The sequence below is a fragment of the Streptomyces sp. NPDC111656 genome (genome assembly GCF_055656965.1).
Map to the genome: position 1 here is coordinate 274,566 of NZ_JBVKCA010000005.1, position 23,434 is coordinate 297,999.

Genomic DNA, 23,434 nt, shown 5'->3' on the forward strand with positions numbered 1-23,434 from the left:
ACGACCGGGCGCCCGGCGATCGTCCTTGTTTCCTCCTGCGAGGCACGCCGGGCCAGGACTCTTCTAGAGTCGAGGCATGGCTTCTGAGGGTGCGGACGTCGAGCGGAACGACGAGCAGGTCGACGAGCAGGTCGACGAGGAGAAGGCGGTGGCCGCCGCCGAGGCCGCCCGTCCGGCGGGCGGCGAGAGCGTGCGGGTCGACAGCTGGATCTGGTCCGTACGTCTGGTCAAGACCCGCTCGGCGGGCGCGACCGCGTGCCGGGGCGGACACGTCCGGGTGAACGGGGAACGCGTCAAGCCCGCGTACGCCGTGCGCGTCGGCGACGAGGTGCGCCTGCGGCAGGGGATCCGCGAACGGGTCGTCGTCGTGAAGCGGGTGATCCGCAAGCGGGTCGGCGCGCCCGTCGCCGCCGAGTGCTACGTCGACAACAGCCCGCCGCCCCCGCCGCGCGAGGCGATCGCCCCGGCCGGCGTCCGCGACCGCGGAGCGGGCCGCCCGACCAAGCGCGACCGCCGCGAGATGGAACGCCTCCGGGGCCTCAGCGGCCCCGACTCGCCCTGACCCGACGTCGTACGACCGTCATGCGACGTACTGCGCCGCCACCAGGTCATACCCGTCGCCGCACCCACCGCACCAGCTCGGTGGTGCGGTCCCTCCTGGCCCACGCGATCAACGCGAGCGGCAGGATCAGGATGAGCGGGGTCGCCACGTACGGCCCGTGGACGACGGTGACGTTCACGACGAAGGCCCCCACCATCAGCGCGCCGAGCGCCACCGCCGCCACCGAGGACAGCAGCGGGACCAGCAGGGCGAGGCCTCCGGCGAGTTCGAGCGCGCCGATGAGGTACATCCCCGTGCTGCCCCAGCCGAGCTTGTCGAACGCCTCGGCGGCCGACGGGTGGGCGATCAGCTTGGGCAGCGCGCTCGCGAACGCGTAGAAGAGACCGAGCACGATCTGCAGTGCGCCCAGGGAGATCCGGGCACCGCGGCCACGGGTCTTCAGCGAAGAGGCGGAGGTGGAGGTGGAGGTGGAGGTGGAGGCGAGCGTGGTGACGGGGACGGTGGTCTCGGACATGAGGGTCTCCTGTGCGAAGCGGTACGCGTTGCTGTCGCGGGGGTAGACCGGGGCCGCGTCCGGAACTCATCGCCGTGGGCCGCAGACGGCTACAGCGCGAACCAGCCGTGCCCGACGTACCAGTGCCCGCCCGCGCGCAGATGGTCCCCCACCGCACGCTCCACCGCGCTCCGGCGCGGCAGCGCACGCGTGGGCAGCTCCGGATCGCCGAAGACGAAGCCGACCGGCACCCCGTCGTCCGGGGTCGTCTCCTGGTACGCGATCCGGAAGCGTTCCTGGAAGCGGATGATGTTCGAGTCCGCCGGGAGATACCGCCCGAGCTGTGGATCGAGCAGCCAGGAGTGGCACACGGCGACTTCATGGCGCTCGTCGGGATAGTGCCGGGCGAAGAACTCCCGTGCCAGCGCGAGCGACCGCTCGCAGGCGGCGGGTGACAGCGGCCCGTGGAAGTCGGGTATGTGCAGGCTCAGGCACGCGTCGCCGGGGCCGGCGTCGAGGCCCGCCGCCGCGACGGCCCGCCCCGTGCGCCGGCCGAGCCGCGAGCGCTGGAACTGCAGCCGGCCCAGCTGGAACAGCTCACCGTGGAAGTGCAGGGCGATCCACCAGGGGAACAGCAGCCCCGGCGTCCCGAGCCGTCTGTGGTGCACGGACACCTGCCGGCCGAGGTCGGCCAGGGTGCGCCGGGACACGTCGTCGGGGATGCCGCGCCCCCGGTGGTAGGCCCGGACGTACGGGAGCGCCGCGATGAAGACGTACAGGTGGAAGCAGCGCCCGAGCGGCCCCGCCGACTCGGGGAACGCGGGCGGCTCCCAGCCCTTCCCGATCTCCCCCATGTCCCGTACGAAGCGGCCGACGCACCGGGCGAGGAGCGTCATCGCCTCCGGGTCGGCCGCCAGCCGGCCGCGCAGCGCGACGAGTTCGTTGATGTGCTCATGGGCCACGGTCAGGTCGAGCAGGAGGTCCGGCAGCTCGTCCTCGTCCGGGAGCACCGCCTCCAGCCGGGGAGCCCCCTCGCTCTCCAGGTCCCTCAGCCACTCGGCGAGTCTCGCGTCCGCCCGCAGCGCCTCCAGCAGCACCCGCGCCTCCCGTCGGTCCGGCCGCCGCTCGCTCTCCGCGGCCCTTGGTCAACGTGCACGACGAAGAGTACGTTTCCAGTAGGAGCGATGGTCACGGATCAGCGTCACGGAGTAGTGATCCGTATGCGTACAGGCAGTGAACCGACGACGGCGCGCAGCGCCCTGCGCATGCGCTTTTGGCTGAGTGTCTGGGGCCTGGTCTGGACGATCTTCGGTACGGCCGCGTTCGCGCTGGTCGGACGCCCCGGCTGGGCGGCCGCGTGCGGGGTGCTGTGGCTGATCGTCACCGCCGACATGACCATGATCCTGCGCCACATCCATCAGGGGCCGCACTACCAGCCGGGCCGCGACATCCCGCCGTACCGGCCTCCGGAGCACCGTCACCCGTAGCGGATCGGCGACGGCCACGGCCACGGCGGGTCACGACTAACGACTCACGGCTCACGAGTCGAAGCGCGCCGCTTCCAGGTACTGGGGCTTCGGGTCGAGCGCCGCCGCCAGCCGGAAGTGCCGCTTCGCCTGGTCGGGGCGGAGCTGGCGCTCATAGGTGCGGGCAAGCGCGAAGTGCGCGAACGCGTTGTCCGGCTCGCGCTCCAGGACGATCGTGAACTCCAGCTCGGCGGGCCGCAGTTGCGCGGCGGCGAAGAAGGCACGCGCGCGCAGCAGCCGGGCGGCGGTGTTCTCCGGGTGCGCGGCGATCACTGGATCGAGCAGCTTCACCGCGCCCCGCGGGTCCCGCGCGGCGAGCAGTTGCTCAGCGGCACGAAAGTCGATGACATGCGTCTCCGGAGTACGTCCGGTCGATCCGCTGGTCTCGGGCACGGCAGAGTCCTTCCCTCGCTGAACGGGTTCAACGCCCCCGTCGAGGACGGCTATTCCTTGCGGGCGTACGCCCGGCGGACGAGATCCGCCCAAACCTCTCGTACGCGCGCCTCCAGCTCCTCCAGGGGGACGTCGTTGTCGATGACGACGTCCGCGATCCCCAGCCGCTGCTCGCGGGTGGCCTGGGCGGCCATGCGGGCGCGGGCGTCCGCCTCGGTCATGCCGCGCAGCCGCACGAGACGGTCGAGCTGGGTCTCGGGGCTGGCGTCGACGACGACCACGAGGTCGTACAGCGGCCTGAGGGCGTTCTCGGCGAGCAGCGGGACGTCGTGGATCACGACGTCATCCTCGGCCGCGGCACTTTCCAGCTCGCGGGAGCGGGCGCCCACCAGGGGGTGCACGATCGAGTTCAGGACGGCGAGCTTCTCCGGGTCGGCGAAGACGATCGAGCCCAGTTTGGGGCGGTCCAGACCGCCGCCGGGTGCGAGCACGTCCTGCCCGAAGGCGTCGACGACGGCCGCGAGCCCGGGGGTTCCGGGTGCGACGACCTCCCGCGCGATCAGATCCGCGTCGATCAGCACCGCGCCGAGCCGCACGAGCAGCCTCGACACCTCGCTCTTGCCGGCACCGATACCGCCGGTCAGGCCAACCTTCAGCATGACCGAGAGCTTAGGGCCTGCCGGTGACGAGCCCCCCACGGCCCCCAAAAGGGCCTGTGGTAAGCACGAAGGGGTATGCGCGTAGGCACGAAGGGGCCTGCGCCTGGGCACCAAGGGGCCTACCTGCACCCCCGCCCACAGCGTCGCCCCCTACGGCGTCACCCCGCCCTACGCGTCACCCTCGCGCTCCGCCAGGAAGCGCTCGAACTCCAACCCGATCTCGTCCGCCGACGGGATGTCCACCGGTTCCGCGAGCATGTTGCCCCGCGTCTCGGCGCCCGCGGCGGCGTCGTACTGGTGCTCGAGGCCCTGGACGAGGGCCACGAGCTCCTCGTCGCCCTCCTGGATCTGCCGGTCGATCTCCGTCTGGGTGCGGTGCGCCTCGGTGCGCAGGGAGTGCGCTATGGCGGGGAGCACCAGGCCCGTGGCGCCCGTGATGGCCTCCAGGACGGTCAGCGCCGCGTCCGGGTACGGGGAGCGGGCGATGTAGTGCGGGACGTGCGCGGCGACGCCCAGGACGTCGTGTCCGGCCTCCATGAGGCGGTACTCGACGAGGGATTCGGCGCTGCCGGGGACCTGCGCCTCGTCGAAGGGGCTGCGGTGGCCCGGCACCAGGTCGGTGCGGTTGCCGTGCGGGGTGAGGCCCACGGGGCGGGTGTGCGGGACGCCCATGGGAATGCCGTGGAAGTTCACCGACAGCCGGACGCCGAGTCGCTCCACGATCTGCTGAACGGCGGCGGCGAAGCGCTCCCACTCGACGTCCGGCTCGGGTCCCGACAGCAGCAGGAAGGGCGCGCCAGTGGCGTCCTGGACGAGCCGCACGTCGAGCGTGGGCTCCTCGTACTCCGTCCAGCGGTCGCGCTTGAACGTCAGCAGCGGGCGGCGCGCCCGGTAGTCCACGAGCCGGTCGTGGTCGAAGCGGGCCACGACCTGGTGGGGCAGCGAGTCGAGCACACGGTCGACGATCTGGTCGCCCGTTTCACCCGCGTCGATGTATCCGTCGAAGTGGTAGAGCATGACCAGACCGGCCGACTCCTGGGCGAGTGCCATGTCCACCACGGCCAGGCCCTTCGGCTCCCATGCGTACAAACCCTGCGGATCAAGCACTGTGACCGCTCCTCCTCGTGTTCGTACTTCACAACGTGGTGAGGATCGCGAGCATTCCCCGGACCGCACCTTTTACGGCTCGGTTCGCCTCCGGGGCGCGCAGACGCGCCCCTTCGGCTCACCCGCCGGGTTCGTCGCCCCGCATGCCTAGGCCGACAGCACGCGTGTGTGCAGCGCGGTGACCGCCTTGCGGGCGGAGGTGAACGCGCCGTGCTGCCAGGCGTCGGTGTAGCTGAGCCAGTCGCCCGCGAAGTAGACGCGCCCCGTGGGCTCGTTCAGCGGTTTGTAGCGGACGTCGTCGGGGCCGCCGGGGGTGTTGTGCCAGGCGGCCTCCAGATGCGGTGTCTGGCGCCAGTGGTGCGAGAAGGAGGAGGCGAGTTCGGTGCGGTACTTCTCGCCGTAGATCTTCACCCCGGCCGCCACGGCGCGCCTCTCGCGCTCCTTGGGGGCGAGCTCGGCGTACGAGTCGGCGTCGCCGTCGTAGTTGTAGTAGCCGATCATCACGCCGCGCGCGCCGTGGAAGCCGTACGAGGGGTGCCAGATGTGCGTGACGTCCTGATCGGTCTCGGTGATGCCGCCGTAGATGTGGTGATCGAGCTCCCACCAGCGGGAACGGTACTCGAGCCCGATCTTCGCCGCCGACGAGGGAGTGATCGCCTCCAGAGCGCTCTGCACACCGGAGCCGAGGTTGTGCGGGATCCCGGCGAGGATGTTGGGCGGGAGGGCGCCCACGCAGTAGTCGGCGTCGATCACCTTCGTACGGCCCGACTGGGTGTAAGTGACCGAAACGCCGCTCCCCTTGTCGGTGATTTTGGAGACCACGGCCCCGGTACGGATGCTGTGCTCGCCTATCGCCCTGGTGAGCGCGCGCGGTATCTGATCCATGCCGCCCACCGGCTGGAACATCAGCATCGCCTGGTCGAAGCCGAACTCGAAGGAGAAGTAGCGGCCGACACCGGACGCGAGGACGTCGGAGGCCGACGGGACGTCGCCGAGGAGCACTCCGGAGGTACCCGCGGCGGCCGGGACGGTCGTGTATCCGCGGCGCTCGCCGCCCTCGTACGTCAGCGTGTCGCCCAGTTCGCCCCAGTCCTTGAGGAACTCGACGAGCCTCTCCCGGTCGGTGGCGGTCAGTTCCTTGTCCAGGGCTCCCTTGTCGGTGGCCTTGGCGAGCAACTCGGAGACGTAGCCGTACACGTCGGCCTTCGCCGTGCGGTATCGCACGGGCTTCTTCATCCCAGTGGACTCGTTGAAGAGGTAGGCGTCCGCGTTGACGTTGGTGAACACCTCGATGGGGACGCCGAGTTCGCGGCAGTAGTCGAGGGTGATCATCCACTGGGGGATGCGGGCGGGGCCGCAGTTCATGTACTGGCCGTCGCTGAAGCGGGCCGTCTGTGTGTTGCCGTGGAGGTCGGTGGTGGTATCGCCGCCGCGGATCGTGAAGTTGCGGCCGCCGGTGCGGCCTCCGGCCTCCAGGACCGTACAGTCGTAGCCCGCCTTGCCGAGTTCGTACGCGCAGGCCAGGCCCGCGATGCCGCCGCCGACTACGACCACCTTGGCGGCGCCGCGGCCGGTGAGGGTGAAGTCGCCCGGCCGCGGGGCGCGGAAGGGCTGTTCGCGCTGGGCGGCTTCGGCCGTGGGCGCGAGGCCGAGGGCGCCCATGGTGGCGAGCATGGTGCCCGCGCCGCCCGTGAGTCCCACGTTGCGCAGGAAGGAACGCCGACTCGTGCCAGGACCGCTCTGAGGTTGTGCCATGACGGGAGCTCCCCTTTCGATCTTGAACGACCGGGGAAGCCTCCCAATGGCGGGTTACGGCCCGTCAGTTACTCGTGTATCCCGCACGTTTCTGCAACCGCACACGTGCGGCCCGCTGGACGACCGGGGGACGAAGAGGGGACGAAGGGGGAGCAAACGCACTGAGGGCCCGCACCCCGAAGGGTGCGGGCCCGCAGTCACGTGCTACTGGCTAGCGGTGAGCTTTCAGCTCTGGCCGCCGGCGAGCTTCTCGCGGAGCGCAGCCAGGGCCTCGTCCGACGCCAGGGCGCCGGAGGTGTCGTCCGACTCCGAGGAGTACGAACCACCGCCACCGGAGGCAGCCGGAGCCGCACCCGTGGAGGTGGCACCCTCGGCCTCGGCCTGAGCGTCGGCCTCGCGGGACTTGATGACCTGAGCCTGGTGCTGCTCGAAGCGCGTCTGCGCCTCGGCGTACTGCGTCTCCCACACCTCACGCTGGGACTCGAAGCCCTCGAGCCAGTCGTTGGTCTCGGGGTCGAAGCCCTCGGGGTAGATGTAGTTGCCCTGGTCGTCGTAGGACGCGGCCATGCCGTACAGGGTCGGGTCGAACTCGACCGACGCCGGGTCGGCACCGAAGGCCTCGTTGGCCTGCTTCAGCGAGAGGCTGATGCGACGGCGCTCGAGGTCGATGTCGATGACCTTGACGAAGATCTCGTCGTTGACCTGGACGACCTGCTCCGGGATCTCCACGTGGCGCTCGGCCAGCTCGGAGATGTGGACCAGACCCTCGATGCCCTCGTCCACGCGGACGAACGCACCGAACGGAACGAGCTTGGTGACCTTACCCGGGACGACCTGACCGATCTGGTGCGTACGGGCGAACTGCTGCCACGGGTCTTCCTGCGTCGCCTTGAGCGACAGGGAGACGCGCTCGCGGTCCATGTCGACGTCGAGGACCTCGACGGTGACTTCCTGGCCGACCTCGACAACCTCGGAGGGGTGGTCGATGTGCTTCCAGGAGAGCTCGGAGACGTGCACGAGACCGTCGACGCCACCCAGGTCCACGAAGGCACCGAAGTTGACGATCGAGGAGACGACGCCGGAGCGGACCTGACCCTTCTGGAGGGTGGTGAGGAACGTCTGGCGGACCTCGGACTGGGTCTGCTCGAGCCAGGCACGGCGGGACAGGACCACGTTGTTGCGGTTCTTGTCCAGCTCGATGATCTTGGCCTCGAGCTCCTTGCCCACGTACGGCTGGAGGTCGCGGACGCGGCGCATCTCGACGAGGGAGGCCGGCAGGAAGCCACGGAGGCCGATGTCGAGGATGAGACCACCCTTGACGACCTCGATGACGGTACCGGTGACGATGCCGTCTTCTTCCTTGATCTTCTCGATCGTGCCCCAGGCACGCTCGTACTGAGCGCGCTTCTTGGACAGGATCAGGCGGCCTTCCTTGTCCTCCTTCTGGAGAACCAGGGCCTCGATCTCGTCGCCGACGGCGACGACCTCGTTCGGGTCGACGTCGTGCTTGATCGAGAGCTCGCGGCTCGGGATCACGCCTTCGGTCTTGTAACCGATGTCGAGCAGGACCTCGTCCCGGTCGACCTTCACGATGACGCCGTCGACGATGTCGCCGTCGTTGAAGTACTTGATCGTCTCGTCGATCGCGGCGAGGAAGGCTTCCTCGTTACCGATGTCGTTGACCGCTACCTGCGGCGTGGTAGAGGTGGTCTCGGTGCTGCTCGTCATGTGGGAAAGGGCTCCGGTACGGACAGTGAGTCGTAGGTACTGCTTACGCCGGGAGCCCGTTTCGCCCTGTAGAAGCCGGACAGCCAACGAAGCGCCGAACCCGGATACCCGGTGGCGCCTCGAAAACCGAGGGGACATACATACAGATGCGAGCGCAGCCTGCTACGTCTGAGGCGCGCAGGCCCGCAGCGCAACTTGTAGCATACGGGGGCAGCCGGGCAGGGTCAATGCGCGAAGGCGCACACCCGGGGCGGATCGCCGCATTCCCGGCACAAAACCTGTCTCACGAGGCCACGCGGGCCATAGGCAGCCCCTGCCGTGGCACTCCCGAGACCGGTTGGAGCCGCACACTAATACGAGGGAGCCGATCATCCAAGAGCCCCAGATCCACGAACCGGAACACTCCGAGGTCCGGGAGCCCGAACCCGCCGAGCCGGAGGCGACCCGGCGCGACGCGGGCGTCACGGAGAGCTCCCGCGCCAACCGCGGCTGGTGGGACCGCAACGCGGACGACTACCAGACAGAACACGGCACGTTCCTCGGGGACGACCGTTTCGTATGGGGCCCCGAGGGCCTCGACGAGGTTGAGGCTGAGCTGCTCGGCCCGCCGGAGGACCTCAAGGGCAAGGACATCCTGGAGATCGGGGCCGGCGCGGCCCAGTGCTCGCGCTGGCTGGCCGCCCAGGGGGCCCGTCCGGTCGCCCTGGACCTCTCCCACCGCCAGCTCCAGCACGCGCTGCGCATAGGCGGCGGGGTGCCCCTCGTGGAGGCCGACGCGGGCGCGCTGCCCTTCGCGGACGGCTCCTTCGACCTCGCGTGCTCGGCGTACGGCGCGTTGCCGTTCGTCGCCGACCCGGTGCGCGTCCTGAAGGAGGTCCACCGGGTGCTGCGCCCCGGCGGCCGCTTCGTCTTCTCCGTGACGCACCCGATCCGCTGGGCCTTCCCGGACGAGCCCGGCCCCGAGGGCCTGTCCGTCTCGTCCTCCTACTTCGACCGCACTCCCTACGTCGAGCAGGACGAGGAGGGCCACGCGGTGTACGTCGAGCACCACAGGACGGTCGGCGACCGGGTACGGGACGTGGTGGCGGGGGGCTTCCGGCTGCTCGACCTGGTCGAGCCGCAGTGGCCCGCCTGGAACACCCAGGAGTGGGGCGGCTGGTCCCCGCTGCGCGGAAACCTGATCCCCGGTACGGCGATCTTCGTGTGCGTACGAGACTGAACGGGTGATCCGTTACGACGCCCTGGACGCGCTGCCCGTACGCGGCGCCCTGCCCGCCCTGGACGACACCCTGGAGGACGGCGGCAGCGCCGTGCTCGTGGCGCCGCCCGGGACCGGCAAGACGACCCTCGTGCCGCTGGCGCTCGCCGGACTCCTCGGCGGCCCGGGTGACGGGCGGCCGGCGCGTCGGGTCGTGGTCGCCGAGCCGCGGCGGATCGCCGCCCGGGCCGCGGCGCGGCGGATGGCGTGGCTGCTCGGCGAGAAGGTCGGGGAGAGCGTCGGGTTCACCGTGCGCGGGGAGCGGGTCGTGGGGCCACACGCGCGTGTGGAGGTCGTCACGACGGGTGTCCTCCTCCAACGGCTCCAGCGGGACCAGGAGCTCGCGGGCGTCGACGTGGTGGTGCTCGACGAGTGCCACGAACGTCATCTGGACGCCGACACGGTCGCCGCGTTCCTCCTGGACGTACGGGCCGCGCTCCGTCCCGAGCTGCGGCTCGTGGCGGCGTCGGCGACCACGGACGCGGCGGGGTGGGCACGGCTGCTCGGCGACGCGCCCGTCGTCGCGGCGCAGGGCGTCTCGTATCCGGTGGAGGTGGAGTGGGCGCCTCCGGTACGTCCGGTACGGCCGCCGCACGGCATGCGTGTCGACCCGGCGCTGCTGACGCATGTCGCGTCGGTGGTGCGGCGGGCACTGACGGAGTGCGAGGGGGACGTCCTCTGCTTCCTCCCCGGGGTCGGGGAGATCGCGCGGGTGGCGGGCGGGCTGGGGGATCTGGGCGGCCGGATCGACGTGCTGCAGGTGCACGGGCGGGCGCCCGCCGCCGTGCAGGACGCGGTGCTGTCACCGGGCACCGGGGACCGGCGCCGGGTGGTCCTGGCGACCTCCGTGGCGGAGTCGTCCCTGACGGTTCCGGGGGTACGGGTGGTCGTCGACTCCGGGCTGGCGCGGGAGCCGCGGGTGGACCACGCGCGCGGGCTGAGCGCGCTGACGACGGTACGGGCCTCGCAGGCGGCCGGACGGCAGCGGGCGGGGCGGGCCGGGCGTGAGGCGCCGGGGCGGGTGTACCGCTGCTGGACGGAGGCCGAGGACGCCCGTCTGCCGCGATTTCCCGCCCCGGAGATCAAGGTGGCCGACCTGACGGCGTTCGCCCTGCAGGCGGCCTGCTGGGGCGACCCCGGGGCGACGGGGCTGGCGCTCCTGGACCCGCCGCCGGGTGGGGCGATGGCGGCGGCGCGGTCCGTCCTGTCGGCGGTGGGTGCCGTGGACGCGGCCGGTCGGGCCACGGAACGGGGGGTGCGCATGTCCCGGCTGGGCCTGCACCCCCGGCTCGCCCGGGCGCTGCTGGACGCGGCCCCCGTGGTGGGCGCCGACCGCGCCGCCGAAGTGGTCGCCCTCCTGAGCGAGGAGCCGCCCCGCGAGTACGGCGACGACCTGGCCGCGGCCTGGAGACTGGCCCGACGCGGCGGCGACCCCTACGCGTCCCGCTGGCGCACCGAATCCCGGCGCCTGCGCTCCGCTTCGACGGGACTTTCCCACTCACCCGCCCAGGACGGCGCCCGCGGTGAGGGGCTCGAAGGTGGTCCGTGGCCGGCCGGCGGCGGCGACGATCGCGTGGTCGCGCTGGTGGCCGCCCTGACGTTCCCCGAGCGGCTCGCGCAGGCGCAGGGCGGCTCCTACCTCATGCTGAACGGCACCCGTGCCGACATCGGCGACGGCTCGGCTCTGCGCGGCGCGCCCTGGCTGGCGGTCGCCGTGGCCGATCGGCCCGTCGGGGCCGGGCACGCGCGTGTGCGGCTCGCCGCCGTCGTCGACGACGAGACGGCGCGGCGGGCCGCGTCGCCCCTGCACACCGAGGGGGACGAGGTCCACTGGGCCGACGGCGACGTCGTCGCGCGGCGGGTCGAGCGGCTCGGGGCCGTGGAGCTGGCGGTGCGTCCGCTGAAGAAGGCCGACCCCGGGCTCGTACGGGAGGCGTTGCTCGAAGGGCTGCGGGAGGACGGGTTCGGGCTGTTGCGGTGGTCCCCGGACGCCGAGGGGCTGCGGCACCGGCTCGGGTTTCTGCGGCTGCACCTGGGCGACCCCTGGCCCGACGTGTCCGACGACGCGCTCCACGCGCGCGTGGACGAGTGGCTGGAGCCGGAGCTCGGCCGTGCCCGGCGGCGGGCCGATCTGGCGCGGATCGACGCCGGGCAGGCGCTGAACCGGCTGCTGCCCTGGGCCACGGGGGACGCGGCCCGGCTGGAGGAGCTCGCGCCCGAACGGATCGAGGTGCCCAGTGGGTCCAGGATCCGGATCGACTACGCCAGCCCCGAGCAGCCGGTGCTCGCCGTCAAACTGCAGGAGATGTTCGGGCTGCACGAGTCACCGGCCGTCGCCGGGGTGCCCGTGCTCGTCCATCTGCTCTCGCCCGCCGGGCGCCCCGCCGCCGTCACCGCCGACCTCGCCTCCTTCTGGAAGGACGGGTACAAGGCGGTGCGGGCGGAGCTGCGGGGCCGCTACCCCAAGCATCCGTGGCCCGAGGACCCGGCCACCGCCGAGCCGACCCGGCACACGAACGCGCGGCTCAGGCGTTGACCGGCTCCGGTTCCGCCGCCTCCGTGGGGGCCGGGTCGCCCGGGCGGCGGCTGCGCGCCTCCAGGTAGAGGGAGAGGGACAGCAGAGCCGCGCCCAGGATCAGGAAGCCCCACGGCAGATACGACGTCAGCAGCAGGATCAGGGTGCGGTTGGACTTGACCAGGGCGACGGTGTGCTTGATGTAGTCCTCGCGCATCTTCACGTGTCCGGCGAAGGCGGTCACCTTGTCGCGGTCCCCGAGGAGGGTGCCGCCCCGCAGCTCCTCCTTGTGGATCTCCTCGCCGTAGACCGGCGCCCCGGTGACCGGTTCCACCCAGAACTTGCGGACCGTCGTGTACCAGCGTGTCGTGCCCGTCTTGGCGACCGACTCCGCAGTGATGCCCTGGACCGGCATGACCTGGGGGAACTTGACCTTCGTCCAGGGGATGGTCTGCTCGAAGTAGTACACCTTGACGCCGCGGAAGGTCTGGGTGCCCTTGTAGTGGATGGGGGCCGAGGTGCGGGTCTGCGCGTCGAAGTACTCGTAGTCCCGCTTCTCCGTGTGGAAGGGCCACTTGAACTCGATGCCCTCGCGTGTGACCGGGTCGCCGTCGACGGACTCCCCGGTGGCGTGGACGGGGTCCTGGCTGTGCGCGTCGAAGATGTAGCGCTCGGGGAGCTTGGAGACCATCTTCCCGTCGGGGCCCTGCACATAGGAGAGGCTGTCCCAGACGACGACGTCGCGGCCCGCCGTCCTCTCGATGCGGTCGGAGGCCTCGACGTTGCCCTTCAGGGTCTGCACGATGGTGACCTTGGGGACCTTCTTGGCCTGCATGGTGCCGTAGTCGAGCAGGGTCGCGTCCTTCGCCTCCAGGACCATGTCCTGGTACTGGTTGGCGGGGATCTTCGCCAGCCGCGGGAAGGCGTACCAGCGCAGCAGCGGGGACAGCGCCGCGAAGAACACGGCGAAGGCGAGCAGGATCAGGCTGGCCTTGCGACGCATCTCGGCGTCCCTCCCTGAGAGTTGCGGATGCCCTGAGTGCTACGGGTGCGCGGGCACGGTCGTCAGCAGCGGCTTGGGCGAGGTCTTGCCTGCCGGTGAGCCCATGGCCGTGATCGTGAGCACCAGGGCGAACGCCACGGCGAGACCGGTCGCGGCGGCGATGAGGGCGCGCATGCGGGGCCTCCCGGGGGACGGCGGATCGAGAACTGATACCTCGTCAGATCCGGCACCGTAGCAACGGCGGCGCGAGATGAGAACACATTGCGCACACCAACGAGGGCGCCCCTCCGCCTGTCGGCGGAGGGGCGCCCTCGACGCGCGTACGGCCTACGAGGCGGCCGCGGCGACCTTCAGCTCGACCGTCAGCACCGCGCCGCCCGTGGTGTTGACGCGGAGCAGGAACGTGCCGGTCGCGTCGTCCGCGTACAGCTTGGGGAGCTTGAGCACACCGTCGGCGTCCGTCGTGAGGTCCGTGAGGGTGCGGATCGTCTTGCCGTCCGCGTCCTTGAAGTACGGGCCCTTGTCGTTCTCGGTCGGGTCGTCCGCCGACTTGATGAGCGTCGCGGTGGCCGCGACCTTGCCCGCGACGGCACCCTTGTAGGTGGCCTTCAGCTCGACCTGGTCGGCGAACTCGCCGCCCGGCACGCAGGTCAGCACGGTGTCGCCGGTGCGGGTGAGGGTGTCGGCCTGGCGCGGGGTGACGGTGGCCGTGTAGTCGAGGCCGCCCAGCACACGGCCCACGACGGTGGCGCGGACGGTGAAGTCGCCGGCCTTCTCCCCCGCCACGAGTGCGGGCGCGGTGGCCGTGCCCGCGCTGCCGGTGACGACCGTGGCGACACTCTCGCCGCCGGTGAAGGTGGCGTCCGTGTCACCGATGATCGTGAACCGCACCCGGACCTTCGCCACGCCCTTGCTCGCCTTGGACTCGGCCCGCACGGCGACCTTGGCGCCGAAGGCGCTGCCCGCCGTCGCCGTGAGCTTCCCGGTGTCCGCGTCCTCCAGATGGTCCACCGTCTGGGTGGGCGTGGGAGGCGTCGGGCTCGGCGCGGGCGAAGTCGGCGCGGGCGGCTTCGGGGTGGGGCTCGTCGAGCCGCCACCGCCCGGCTTGGGGGTACTCGGTGCGCTCGGCGTCGCGGGCGTGGACGGGCTGGGGCTCGCCCCGGGGTCGCTGTTGCTGCTGTGCGAGGGCAGGGTGCCCGTGCCGTCCGGGACCTCGTGGGTGCCCTTGCGGTAGTACTCCAGCCACGACAGAACCGTGTTGAGGTACTCCGTCGAGTTGTTGTAGTTCAGGATCGCGGCGTTCATCTGCGACTGCACGGACAGGTCCCGGTCGAACCGGCACAGGTAGTGGCCGGCCGCGAGCGCCGCGTCGTAGACGTTGTTGGGGTCCTTCTTGCCGTCGCCGTTGCCGTCGCGGCCCGCCCACTCCCAGGTGGAGGGGATGAACTGCATGGGGCCCACGGCCCGGTCGTAGGCAGGATCGCCGTCGTACGCGCCGTTGTCGGTGTCGGCTATCAGCGCGAAGCCGTTGCCGTCGAGCTTGGGGCCGAGGATCGGCGAGTACGTCGTGCCGCTCGCGTCGACCCGGCCGCCGCGGGCCTGGCCGGACTCGACCTTGCCGATGGCGGCGAGGAGCTGCCAGGGCAGGTTGCAGCCCGGCTTGGAGGCGCGCAGCTCGGCCTCGGCCTTCTTGTAGGCGTCGAGGACGGTCGCGGGTATGCCGGCCTCGGCCTCGCCCACGGAGACGGTCGTGCCGGTGGTCGGACTCGCCGACGGGCTCGGGTTGGGGCTCTTCAGCGGCGGAAGGTCGGTGTAGTACGGCGAGTCGCCGGTCGCGCCGCCGCCTTCGCCACCGGTGCTCGCGTCCCCCGACGGCTGGGCGGCACCGGCGGACTGTCTGCCGAGGTCGTCGGTGGTCACTCCGGGTGCCTGGGAAGCGGACAGGGCCGCGACCGCGACCGCGGCCACGGCGGTGGTCGTCGCTCCCTTGCGCAGTCTGCCGAAATGCGCCGCCATTTGAGTGAACCCCTCCCGTGGACGACCGTCCGCGCACCGCGCGTTCGCTGGCTCAGTGACCCAGGCGACCCTACGACAACTTCCGTCGCCCAGGCACCCGTTCGTGCCCGATTTTCACCGGTTGGCCATGTGGGATTGTCCAAGACAACACGCACCGCGGGGTGGAGCCCGCGGACATTTTCATACGTCCCTCATACTGAGCGTCGGAGATCACCGGGGCCGACATATCAGACCAACGTCTGCCACAGGGGGACGCTTTGCCCTTCACCCTCAGCCACGCGGCGGCCGTACTGCCCGCCCTGCGCGGCGACGGAGGCGGCCGCGGCCGCCTCGCGCCCGCGGCACTCGTGGCCGGTTCGTTCGCCCCCGACATGACCTACTACGCGGCGAGCGCGGTCCCCGGAGCGATGGAGTTCGGCGACTTCACGCACTCGTTCACCGGTGTCCTCACCTTCGACGTACTCGTCGCCTGCGCGTTGGTGGGTGCCTGGCTGGTACTGCGCGAACCCTTGGTGGCGCTGTTGCCACGGGCCCGTCAGGGCCGCCCCGCGGCTCTGCTGCGCTGCGGGACACCGCGCGGGCCGGTGCGCTCCTCGACCGCACTGTGGTGGTACGCCTCCGCGGTGCTCGGCGCGCTGACACACGTCGTGTGGGACGCGTTCACGCACCACGACCGGTGGGGGGTCCGGCTGGTCCCCGTCCTGTCGCGGAACGCCGACGGCACGCCGGTGTTCACCTACGCGCAGTACGGCAGTTCGCTGGTGGGGGCCGTCGTGATCGTGGCCTTCGTGAGTGTCGCGCTGCGCCGGGCGCCCTCGGCCGAACCGGTGGGGGTGCCGGTGCTTTCGCGTTCCGACCGGTGGCTGGCCGCCGCCGTCATCGGCGGCTGCGGGCTGATGGGCGCCGTGCAGCGGGCGTCACGCTGGTGGGCCTACTGGGGCACCCGCGCGAAGCCCTGGGAGTTGATCCCGGCGCTCTGCTTCGGCGCGGGCGCGGGTCTCGTGCTCGGGCTCGCGCTGTACGCCGTCGGGGTCAGGGTGTGGCGCCCCGCTCCGGCTCGTCCCAGCCCGGCACCGGTCCGCGCGGCGCCGAACCGTCCGACACCTCGCTGATCCCGTTCGCCGGAGTGAAGTCCTGGACGGCGCCCCGCCTACGGTTGAGGCCGCGGTGGACGGCCTGGGCGATGCGCTCGATGGTGCGGACCCCGTACGCCTTCGTCGGGTTGTCGTGCGACAGGACGACGATGCGGTACGTGCGGTCGGAGCCGGTGAACACGCCGACGCTGTGGACGCGCCAGCCGTGGGTGGACCGGGGCAGCCAGCCGTTCTTGATGTGCGCCTGCAGGCCGCGCGGCATGCCGGCGGGGACGCCCCAGCGCTGGTCGCCGCGGACCTGGCTGAGCAGTTTCAGGCCGTAGGCGCGGCTCTTCAGGAAGGAACTGGCACCTGTGAGCACGCCCAGCAGCCGCATCTGGTCGGCGGCCGTGGTGCGGGTCAGGCCCCAGTAGCCGGCCGGGCCGAGCTCGGTGCGGCGCGTTCCGACACGGTCCAGGAAACGGCCGAGGCAGGTGCGGCCCAGGTCGCTCCACAGATGCTGGGCCGCGGTGTTGTCCGAGATGGTGATCATGGGGCGTACGTTGGCGAGCTCCCAGTTCGTGAGGGTGCGGCCCAGCTCGTCCGCGCGGTGCAGCGTGGCCTCCATGATCGTGAGCTTGGCGACGCTCGCCGAGTCGTACTGACGCTCGCTCGCGAGGGCGCAGGTCAGGTCGCCGTTGTCGTCGCGCACCGCCACGGCGACGGTGCCCTGGCGTGACGACAGCGCCTTCCTGATGTCGCGGGACATCCGGGCGGCGAGCTCAGGGTTGCGGGTGGAACGGCAGGCCGCGGGCACCTGGGCGGTGCTCGCGCTCGCGGCCACCGCGGATACTGGCGCGAGCAGCGCCGAGACGACGGCTGTGGCCATGGCCGTGCGACGGTTGAGCATGCTTATACCCATGCCCGCATCCTTGCGGTCCCTTAGCACGGGGGGCGTCTTTGCGAGGGCCACGCGAGTGACGGTTCCCTCCGGGGGCTGAGCGGACACCCCCTCCCCTGCGCCTCCGGCCCCCGAAAAGGGCTCATGCCCTACGGGCAACCAACGGAAGGACACCACCTTCCGGGCAGCACGCAGGGGCCGGCGCCGACTTTCCCTACGGGCGGCTCGCACGGCGAGGCGGGGGCGACTTCCCCTGCGGCGGCTCGCACGACGGGCTGAGGCTGACTTTCCCCGCGTGCGGCTCGCGCTGCAGAGCGGGGGGCCACTTTCCCTGCGGGCGGCCGGCGAAGCGGAGCGCGGGACAACTCTCCCCGCGGGCGGCTAGGCCCTGTCGTCACATTCCCGTCTGCCCCGCGACGCCATGCACGCGCCCCCAAGTTCTCGGCTTCGCTCGAACAGGGAGGGACCCCCTTCGCCGCACCGGGCACAGACCCAAGTACATCCACGGCACGCCGAGAGCACGCACCTGACGCCGCGGGGCCCGCCCTCCGGGCGGACGACGGGAATATGACGACAGGACCTAGTGCAGCGGAGCGCGGGACGGATTGCGCCGCGAGCGGCCGCGAGGGGGGGTGCCCTGTGGGCGGAGGCTTCCCCGAGCGGGGTGGGGCATCTGCCCACACCGGCGCGCCAGCTGCCCGCAGGGCACCCGACGCAGGGAGCGGGCGGAGCCACGACCAGCGCCACCCGGGACCGAACCGGCCCGGCGCCGGGGCCGAGACCCGCGGCCGGAGCCCGGGACCCGGACCGGGGACCGGGACCCGAGGCTGGAATCGCCGCCGGGGCCGGAACCGGGATCGAAGCCGGGGCCGGGACCCTGGGCCGGAACCGGGATCGAAGCCGGGGCCGGGACCCTGGACCGGGACCCGGCCCGAGACCGGGGACCTGGGCCGGGACCCGAAACCGGGGCCTAGACCGGAATCGCAGCCGGGGCCGGCGCCCAGGGCGCGAGGCCGACGCCGGAACCGGGACCCGAGACCGGGGCCCTGGGCCGAGACCGGGCTCAAGGCCGGGACCCGACGCCGGGACCCTGGGCCGGGACCGACGCCGGGACCCCGGGCCAGGGGCCGGGGCCCGAGACCGGGGTCAAAGCCGGGACCCCACGCCGGGGCCGTACGTCGGGGCCCTGGGCCGGGGTTTCAGGGGTTCGTTCGCCGGGGGCTAGTGCGCTGCGGATTCCCAGTCGGGGCCCACGCCGACGGAGACGTCGAGGGGCGCCCGGAGATGAACGGCGGACGCCATCTCGCGGCGGACGAGTTCCTCGGTCCTCGCCCGCTCTCCGGGAGCGATCTCCAGGACGATTTCGTCGTGGACCTGGAGGAGCATGCGGGACTTGAGCCCGGCCTCGCGCAGCGCCCGGTCCACGTTCAACATCGCGATCTTCACGATGTCCGCGGCCGTGCCCTGGATCGGAGCGTTGAGCGCCATGCGCTCGGCGGCCTCGCGACGCTGCCGGTTGTCGCTGTTGAGGTCGGGCAGATAGCGGCGGCGCCCGAAGAGCGTCGCCGTGTAACCCGTGGCGCGGGCCTCGTCGACCGCCCGGCGCAGATAGTCCCGCACGCCTCCGAAACGCTCGAAGTACGTGTCCATCAACGCACGCGCCTCACCCGCGTCGATGTTCAGCTGCTGGGAGAGACCGAACGCCGACAGCCCGTAGGCGAGGCCGTACGACATCGCCTTGATCTTGCGGCGCATCTCCGCGTCGACGGCCGAACGCTCGACCGAGAACACCTGCGACGCCACCGTCGTGTGCAGGTCCTCGCCCGACGTGAACGCCTCCAACAGGCCCTCGTCCTCGGACAGATGGGCCATCACGCGCAGTTCGATCTGGCTGTAGTCGGCCGTCATGAGGGACTCGAAGCCCTCGCCGACCACGAAGCCGCGGCGGATCGCGCGGCCCTCCTCCGTACGGACCGGGATGTTCTGCAGGTTCGGGTCCACCGACGAGAGCCGGCCCGTCGCGGCCACCGTCTGGTTGAACGTGGTGTGGATACGGCCGTCCGCGGCGATCGTCTTGATCAGGCCCTCGACCGTCACCCGCAGCCTGGCCTGCTCACGGTGGCGCAGCATGATGACCGGCAGCTCGTGGTCGGTCTGCGTGGCCAGCCAGGCCAGCGCGTCCGCGTCCGTCGTGTAACCGGTCTTCGTCTTCTTCGTCTTGGGCAGGTCCAGCTCGCCGAAGAAGACCTCCTGGAGCTGCTTGGGCGAGCCGAGGTTGAACTCGTGCCCGACGGAGGCGTGGGCCTCCTTCACCGCCTGCTGCACGGCGCCGGCGAACATCTGCTCCATGGCTTCCAGGTGCGCCCGGTCCGCCGCGATGCCGTGCCGCTCCAGCCGGGCCAGCAGCGCCGACGTGGGCAGCTCCATGTCGCGCAGCAGCTCGGCCGCGCCGACCTCCGCCAGCTTCTCGCCGAACGCCTCGCCCAGGTCGAGGATCGTGCGGGCCTGCACCATCAGCGCCTCGGCCTCGGCCTGGTCGTCCGCGCCGAAGGCCAGCTGACCGTCGGCCGCCGCGGCGGGCCCCAGCTCCCGGCCCAGGTACTCCAGGGACAGCGCGTCCAGCGCGAAGGAGCGGCGGCCCGGCTTCACCAGATACGCGGCGAGCGCGGTGTCCATGGACACGCCCTCGATCGTCCACCCGTGCTCGGCGAAGACCCGCATCGCACCCTTGGCGTTGTGCAGCACCTTGAGCTTCTTGGGATCGGCGAGCCACTTCGCGAACGCGTTCTCGTCGGCCTCGTCCAGCCGCGAGGGGTCGAACCACGCCGCCGCCCCGCCCGCCCGTCGCCCGCCACCGCCCTCGTTCGGAAGCCCTTCGGGCTGCACCTCTGGTTTTGCGGCCAGCGCGACCTCGGCCACCGACCCCGAACCCAGCGCCCACGTGTCGACGGTGGCCAGACCCAGGACCGCCTTGCCGTCGTGCTCGGCGAGCCACGGCTTCAGCTCGCCCGCACCCAGGACCGCCCCGTCCAGCTCGACCCCCTCGACGACCGGAGCGGCCGCCTCGGCCTCCTCCGTCCCGGGGTCGACGGCGAAGAGCCGCTCACGCAGGGAGGGGTTGCGGATCTCCAGGGTGTCCAGGACCATCACGACCGCCGTACGGTCGTACGCCGCGCGCTCCAGGTCGGTGACCGTCTTCGGGAGCTCGACGTCCTTCACCATCTCCGTGAGACGGCGGTTGAGCTTCACCGCCTCCAGGTGGTCGCGGAGGTTCTGCCCCGCCTTGCCCTTGACCTCGTCGACGCGCTCGACGAGGTCCGCGAACGAACCGAACTGGTTGATCCACTTCGCGGCCGTCTTCTCGCCGACGCCGGGGATGCCCGGCAGGTTGTCCGACGGGTCGCCGCGCAGCGCCGCGAAGTCGGGGTACTGCGCCGGCGTCAACCCGTACTTCTCGACGACCTTCTCCGGAGTGAAGCGGGTCAGCTCGGAGACGCCCTTCGTCGGGTACAGCACCGTCGTGTGCTCGGACACCAGCTGGAAGGAGTCGCGGTCACCGGTGACGATCAGCACCTCGAAGCCCTCGGCCTCGGCCTGCGTGGCGAGCGTCGCGATGATGTCGTCTGCCTCGAAGCCGTCGACCGCGAACCGCTGCGCGTGCATCGCGTCCAGCAGCTCGCCGATCAGCTCGACCTGTCCCTTGAACTCGTCCGGGGTCTTCGAACGGTTCGCCTTGTACTCCGTGAACTCCTCGGAGCGCCACGTCTTGCGCGAGACGTCGAACGCCACCGCGAAATGCGTGGGCGCCTCGTCGCGCAGCGTGTTCGCCAGCATCGACGCGAAACCATAGATCGCGTTCGTCGGCTGACCCGTCGCGGTCGTGAAATTCTCCGCGGGCAGCGCGAAGAACGCGCGGTACGCCAGCGAGTGCCCATCCATGAGCATCAGCCGCGGACGGCCCGTACCTGCGGTTTTCTCGGTCTTCTTCGATGCTGTTTCTGCCACGCCCCCGATCCTCGCACGCCCCACTGACAGTGCGGACCTCCCGGGACCGGCCGCCCTCGTTGTGACCGGCGCGTGCGAGGATCGCCGACGTACTTCATACGTGCATGCGAAGGGGTCCCGTGATGGCCAGCAAGCCGCCCAAGAGCGATCCGATCCAGGACGCGCCGCAGGTCGCCGAGCCGAAGCGCGCCGCGGCCGGGCTGCCCGCCATCGGGCACACCCTGCGCATCGCCCAGCAGCAGATGGGGGTGAGGCGCACCGCGCTGACCCTGCTGCGCGTCAATCAGAAGGACGGCTTCGACTGCCCGGGCTGCGCCTGGCCCGAGCCGGCGCACCGGCACACGGCGGAGTTCTGCGAGAACGGCGCGAAGGCGGTCGCCGAGGAGGCCACCCTGCGCCGGGTCACCCCGGACTTCTTCGCCGCGCACCCGGTCTCCGACCTGCACGGCCGCAGCGGCTACTGGCTCGGCCAGCAGGGCCGCCTCACCCACCCCATGTACCTGCCCGAGGGCGCAGACCACTACGAGCCGGTCTCCTGGGAGCGCGCCTTCGACATCGTCGCCGAGGAGCTCGCCGCCCTCGGCTCCCCCGACGAGGCCCTCTTCTACACCTCGGGGCGCACGAGCAACGAGGCCGCGTTCCTCTACCAGCTCTTCGCCCGCGAGCTCGGCACGAACAACCTGCCGGACTGTTCGAACATGTGCCACGAGTCCTCGGGCTCCGCGCTCTCCGAGACCATCGGCATCGGCAAGGGCAGCGTCCTGCTCGAGGACCTCTACAAGGCGGACCTGATCATCGTCGCCGGGCAGAACCCCGGCACCAACCACCCACGCATGCTCTCCGCCCTGGAGAAGGCCAAGGCCAACGGTGCGAAGATCATCAGTGTCAACCCGCTGCCCGAAGCGGGCCTGGGGCGCTTCAAGAACCCGCAGACACCCCAGGGCATGCTCAAGGGCGCCGCCCTCACCGACCTGTTCCTGCAGATCCGCCTCGGCGGCGACCAGGCCCTCTTCCGCCTCCTGAACAAGCTCGTCCTGGAGACCGAGGGCGCGGTCGACGAGGACTTCATCGCCGAACACACCCACGGCTACGAGGAGTTCGCGGCCACCGCCCGCGCCGCCGACTGGGACGAGACCCTCACCGCCACCGGCCTCACCCGCGAGGAGATCGACGAGACCCTCCGCCTCGTCCTGACCTCCCAACGCACCATCGTCTGCTGGGCCATGGGCCTCACCCAGCACAAGCACTCCGTGCCCACGATCCGCGAAGTGGTCAACTTCCTGCTGCTGCGCGGCAACATCGGCCGCCCCGGCGCGGGCGTCTGCCCGGTCCGCGGCCACTCGAACGTGCAGGGCGACCGCACCATGGGCATCTTCGAGCGCCCCGCCCCGGCCTTCCTGGACGCCCTGGAGAGGGAGTTCGGCTTCGCCCCGCCCCGCGAGCACGGCTACGACGTCGTACGGGCCATCCGCGCCCTGCGCGACGGCGACGCGAAGGTCTTCTTCGCCATGGGCGGCAACTTCGTCTCCGCCTCCCCCGACACCGACGTCACCGAGGCCGCCATGCGCCGCGCCCGCCTCACGGTGCACGTCTCGACCAAGCTCAACCGCTCCCACGTCGTCACCGGCGCCCGCGCCCTGATCCTGCCCACCCTCGGACGGACCGAGCGCGACCTCCAGGACAGCGGCGAACAGTTCGTGACCGTCGAGGACTCCATGGGCATGGTCCACGCCTCACGCGGCCGTCTGGCGCCCGCGAGCGAGCACCTCCTGTCCGAGCCGGCCATCGTCTGCCGCCTCGCCCGCCGCGTACTCGGCGAGGCCTCCCGCACCCCCTGGGAGGAGTTCGAGAAGGACTACGCCACGGTCCGCGACCGCATCGCGCGCGTGATCCCCGGCTTCGACGACTTCAACGCACGCATCGCCGACCCTGCCGGCTTCACCCTCCCCCACGCCCCCCGCGACGAACGCCGCTTCCCCACCGCCACCGGCAAGGCCAACTTCACCGCCGCGCCCGTCGAGTACCCGAAGCTCCCCGAAGGCCGCCTCCTCCTCCAGACCCTGCGCTCGCACGACCAGTACAACACCACCATCTACGGCCTCGACGACCGCTACAGGGGCATAAAGAACGGCCGCCGAGTGGTCCTCGTCAACCCCGAGGACGCCCGCGCGCTGAACGTCGCCGACGGCTCGTACGTCGACCTCGTCAGCGAGTGGCGGGACGGCATGGAGCGGCGCGCCGCCGGCTTCCGCGTCGTGCACTACCCGACCGCCCGCGGCTGCGCCGCCGCGTACTACCCGGAGACCAACGTCCTCGTCCCGCTCGACGCCACCGCGGACACCAGTAACACCCCGGCCAGCAAGTCCGTCGTGGTCCGTCTGGAACAATCGGCCACCGACTGAGCGTTTGCTCAGCCAGTCAGCCAGAGAGATCGACGACG

General features: G+C 71.4%; 18 protein-coding genes. 6 read left to right on the forward strand and 12 right to left on the reverse strand.

The features are described 5' to 3' along the window. Window positions 1-76: 76 nt before the first annotated feature. Complete coding sequence (locus ACZ7M3_RS17500; protein ID WP_472064217.1) at window positions 77-562, forward strand: RNA-binding S4 domain-containing protein; 486 nt, start codon at window positions 77-79, stop codon at window positions 560-562. Window positions 563-608: 46 nt separating this feature from the next. Here ACZ7M3_RS17500 and ACZ7M3_RS17505 read toward each other — a convergent pair whose 3' ends face one another. Then, window positions 609-1,076, reverse strand: a complete 468-nt coding sequence (locus tag ACZ7M3_RS17505) for a DoxX family protein (protein WP_472064219.1) — start codon at window positions 1,074-1,076, stop codon at window positions 609-611. An 89-nt stretch (window positions 1,077-1,165) separates the two neighbouring features. Next, on the reverse strand, window positions 1,166-2,152 hold the full coding sequence (locus ACZ7M3_RS17510) for an acyltransferase domain-containing protein (RefSeq protein WP_452967033.1): 987 nt from the start codon (window positions 2,150-2,152) through the stop codon (window positions 1,166-1,168). Between the two features lie 123 nt (window positions 2,153-2,275). Here ACZ7M3_RS17510 and ACZ7M3_RS17515 point away from each other — a divergent pair, with 123 nt between their 5' ends. After that, window positions 2,276-2,542, forward strand: a complete 267-nt coding sequence (locus tag ACZ7M3_RS17515) for a DUF6343 family protein (RefSeq protein ID WP_179436611.1) — start codon at window positions 2,276-2,278, stop codon at window positions 2,540-2,542. A 51-nt stretch (window positions 2,543-2,593) separates the two neighbouring features. Here the strand turns inward: ACZ7M3_RS17515 and ACZ7M3_RS17520 are convergent, their stop codons facing one another. From ACZ7M3_RS17520 to rpsA, 5 genes are all read right to left on the reverse strand, one after another. After that, on the reverse strand, window positions 2,594-2,974 hold the full coding sequence (locus ACZ7M3_RS17520; RefSeq protein WP_054235974.1) for a tetratricopeptide repeat protein: 381 nt from the start codon (window positions 2,972-2,974) through the stop codon (window positions 2,594-2,596). A 50-nt stretch (window positions 2,975-3,024) separates the two neighbouring features. Further along, on the reverse strand, window positions 3,025-3,633 hold the full coding sequence (coaE, locus tag ACZ7M3_RS17525) for a dephospho-CoA kinase (RefSeq protein ID WP_472064221.1): 609 nt from the start codon (window positions 3,631-3,633) through the stop codon (window positions 3,025-3,027). A gap of 168 nt (window positions 3,634-3,801) precedes the next feature. Further along, window positions 3,802-4,740 carry a PAC2 family protein gene (locus tag ACZ7M3_RS17530; RefSeq protein ID WP_351303196.1) on the reverse strand — a complete coding sequence of 313 codons (939 nt, stop codon included), beginning with the start codon at window positions 4,738-4,740 and terminating at the stop codon, window positions 3,802-3,804. Between the two features lie 147 nt (window positions 4,741-4,887). Continuing rightward, a complete protein-coding gene (locus tag ACZ7M3_RS17535) occupies window positions 4,888-6,414 on the reverse strand; it encodes a flavin monoamine oxidase family protein (protein WP_472064574.1) in 1,527 nt (508 codons plus the stop codon). 306 nt (window positions 6,415-6,720) lie between these two features. Next, the gene (gene rpsA, locus ACZ7M3_RS17540; RefSeq protein WP_472064223.1) at window positions 6,721-8,223 is read right to left on the reverse strand and encodes a 30S ribosomal protein S1; all 1,503 of its coding nucleotides are present in this window, start codon (window positions 8,221-8,223) and stop codon (window positions 6,721-6,723) included. Between the two features lie 337 nt (window positions 8,224-8,560). On the opposite strand from rpsA, the gene ACZ7M3_RS17545 reads away from it, so the two are divergent. Both ACZ7M3_RS17545 and hrpB read left to right on the forward strand, forming a co-directional pair. Beyond that, window positions 8,561-9,442 carry a class I SAM-dependent methyltransferase gene (locus tag ACZ7M3_RS17545; protein WP_472064225.1) on the forward strand — a complete coding sequence of 294 codons (882 nt, stop codon included), beginning with the start codon at window positions 8,561-8,563 and terminating at the stop codon, window positions 9,440-9,442. Between the two features lie 4 nt (window positions 9,443-9,446). After that, window positions 9,447-12,017, forward strand: coding sequence for an ATP-dependent helicase HrpB (gene hrpB, locus ACZ7M3_RS17550; RefSeq protein ID WP_472064227.1), 2,571 nt, complete (start codon window positions 9,447-9,449; stop codon window positions 12,015-12,017). Here the strand turns inward: hrpB and pgfA are convergent. The 3 genes from pgfA to ACZ7M3_RS17565 form a co-directional block, all read right to left on the reverse strand. Then, entirely contained in the window at window positions 12,007-12,999 is a 993-nt protein-coding gene (pgfA, locus tag ACZ7M3_RS17555; protein WP_095855235.1) for a cell envelope lipid trafficking protein PgfA, read from the reverse strand. The genes hrpB and pgfA overlap by 11 nt on opposite strands. Window positions 13,000-13,038: 39 nt before the next feature. Further along, window positions 13,039-13,173, reverse strand: a complete 135-nt coding sequence (locus ACZ7M3_RS17560; protein ID WP_107096558.1) for an SPW_0924 family protein — start codon at window positions 13,171-13,173, stop codon at window positions 13,039-13,041. A gap of 153 nt (window positions 13,174-13,326) precedes the next feature. Further along, entirely contained in the window at window positions 13,327-15,015 is a 1,689-nt protein-coding gene (locus ACZ7M3_RS17565) for a lytic transglycosylase domain-containing protein (protein WP_472064229.1), read from the reverse strand. Window positions 15,016-15,272: 257 nt separating this feature from the next. On the opposite strand from ACZ7M3_RS17565, the gene ACZ7M3_RS17570 reads away from it, so the two are divergent. After that, window positions 15,273-16,127 carry a DUF4184 family protein gene (locus tag ACZ7M3_RS17570; protein ID WP_472064231.1) on the forward strand — a complete coding sequence of 285 codons (855 nt, stop codon included), beginning with the start codon at window positions 15,273-15,275 and terminating at the stop codon, window positions 16,125-16,127. Here ACZ7M3_RS17570 and ACZ7M3_RS17575 read toward each other — a convergent pair. Beyond that, the gene (locus ACZ7M3_RS17575) at window positions 16,048-17,010 is read right to left on the reverse strand and encodes a serine hydrolase (RefSeq protein ID WP_472064233.1); all 963 of its coding nucleotides are present in this window, start codon (window positions 17,008-17,010) and stop codon (window positions 16,048-16,050) included. The genes ACZ7M3_RS17570 and ACZ7M3_RS17575 overlap by 80 nt on opposite strands. Window positions 17,011-18,210: 1,200 nt before the next feature. Next, window positions 18,211-20,994, reverse strand: coding sequence for a DNA polymerase I (gene polA / locus ACZ7M3_RS17580; protein WP_472064234.1), 2,784 nt, complete (start codon window positions 20,992-20,994; stop codon window positions 18,211-18,213). A gap of 122 nt (window positions 20,995-21,116) precedes the next feature. Between polA and ACZ7M3_RS17585 the strand changes: the two genes are divergently transcribed. Continuing rightward, a complete protein-coding gene (locus tag ACZ7M3_RS17585; RefSeq protein WP_472064236.1) occupies window positions 21,117-23,396 on the forward strand; it encodes an FdhF/YdeP family oxidoreductase in 2,280 nt (759 codons plus the stop codon). Window positions 23,397-23,434: the final 38 nt, after the last annotated feature.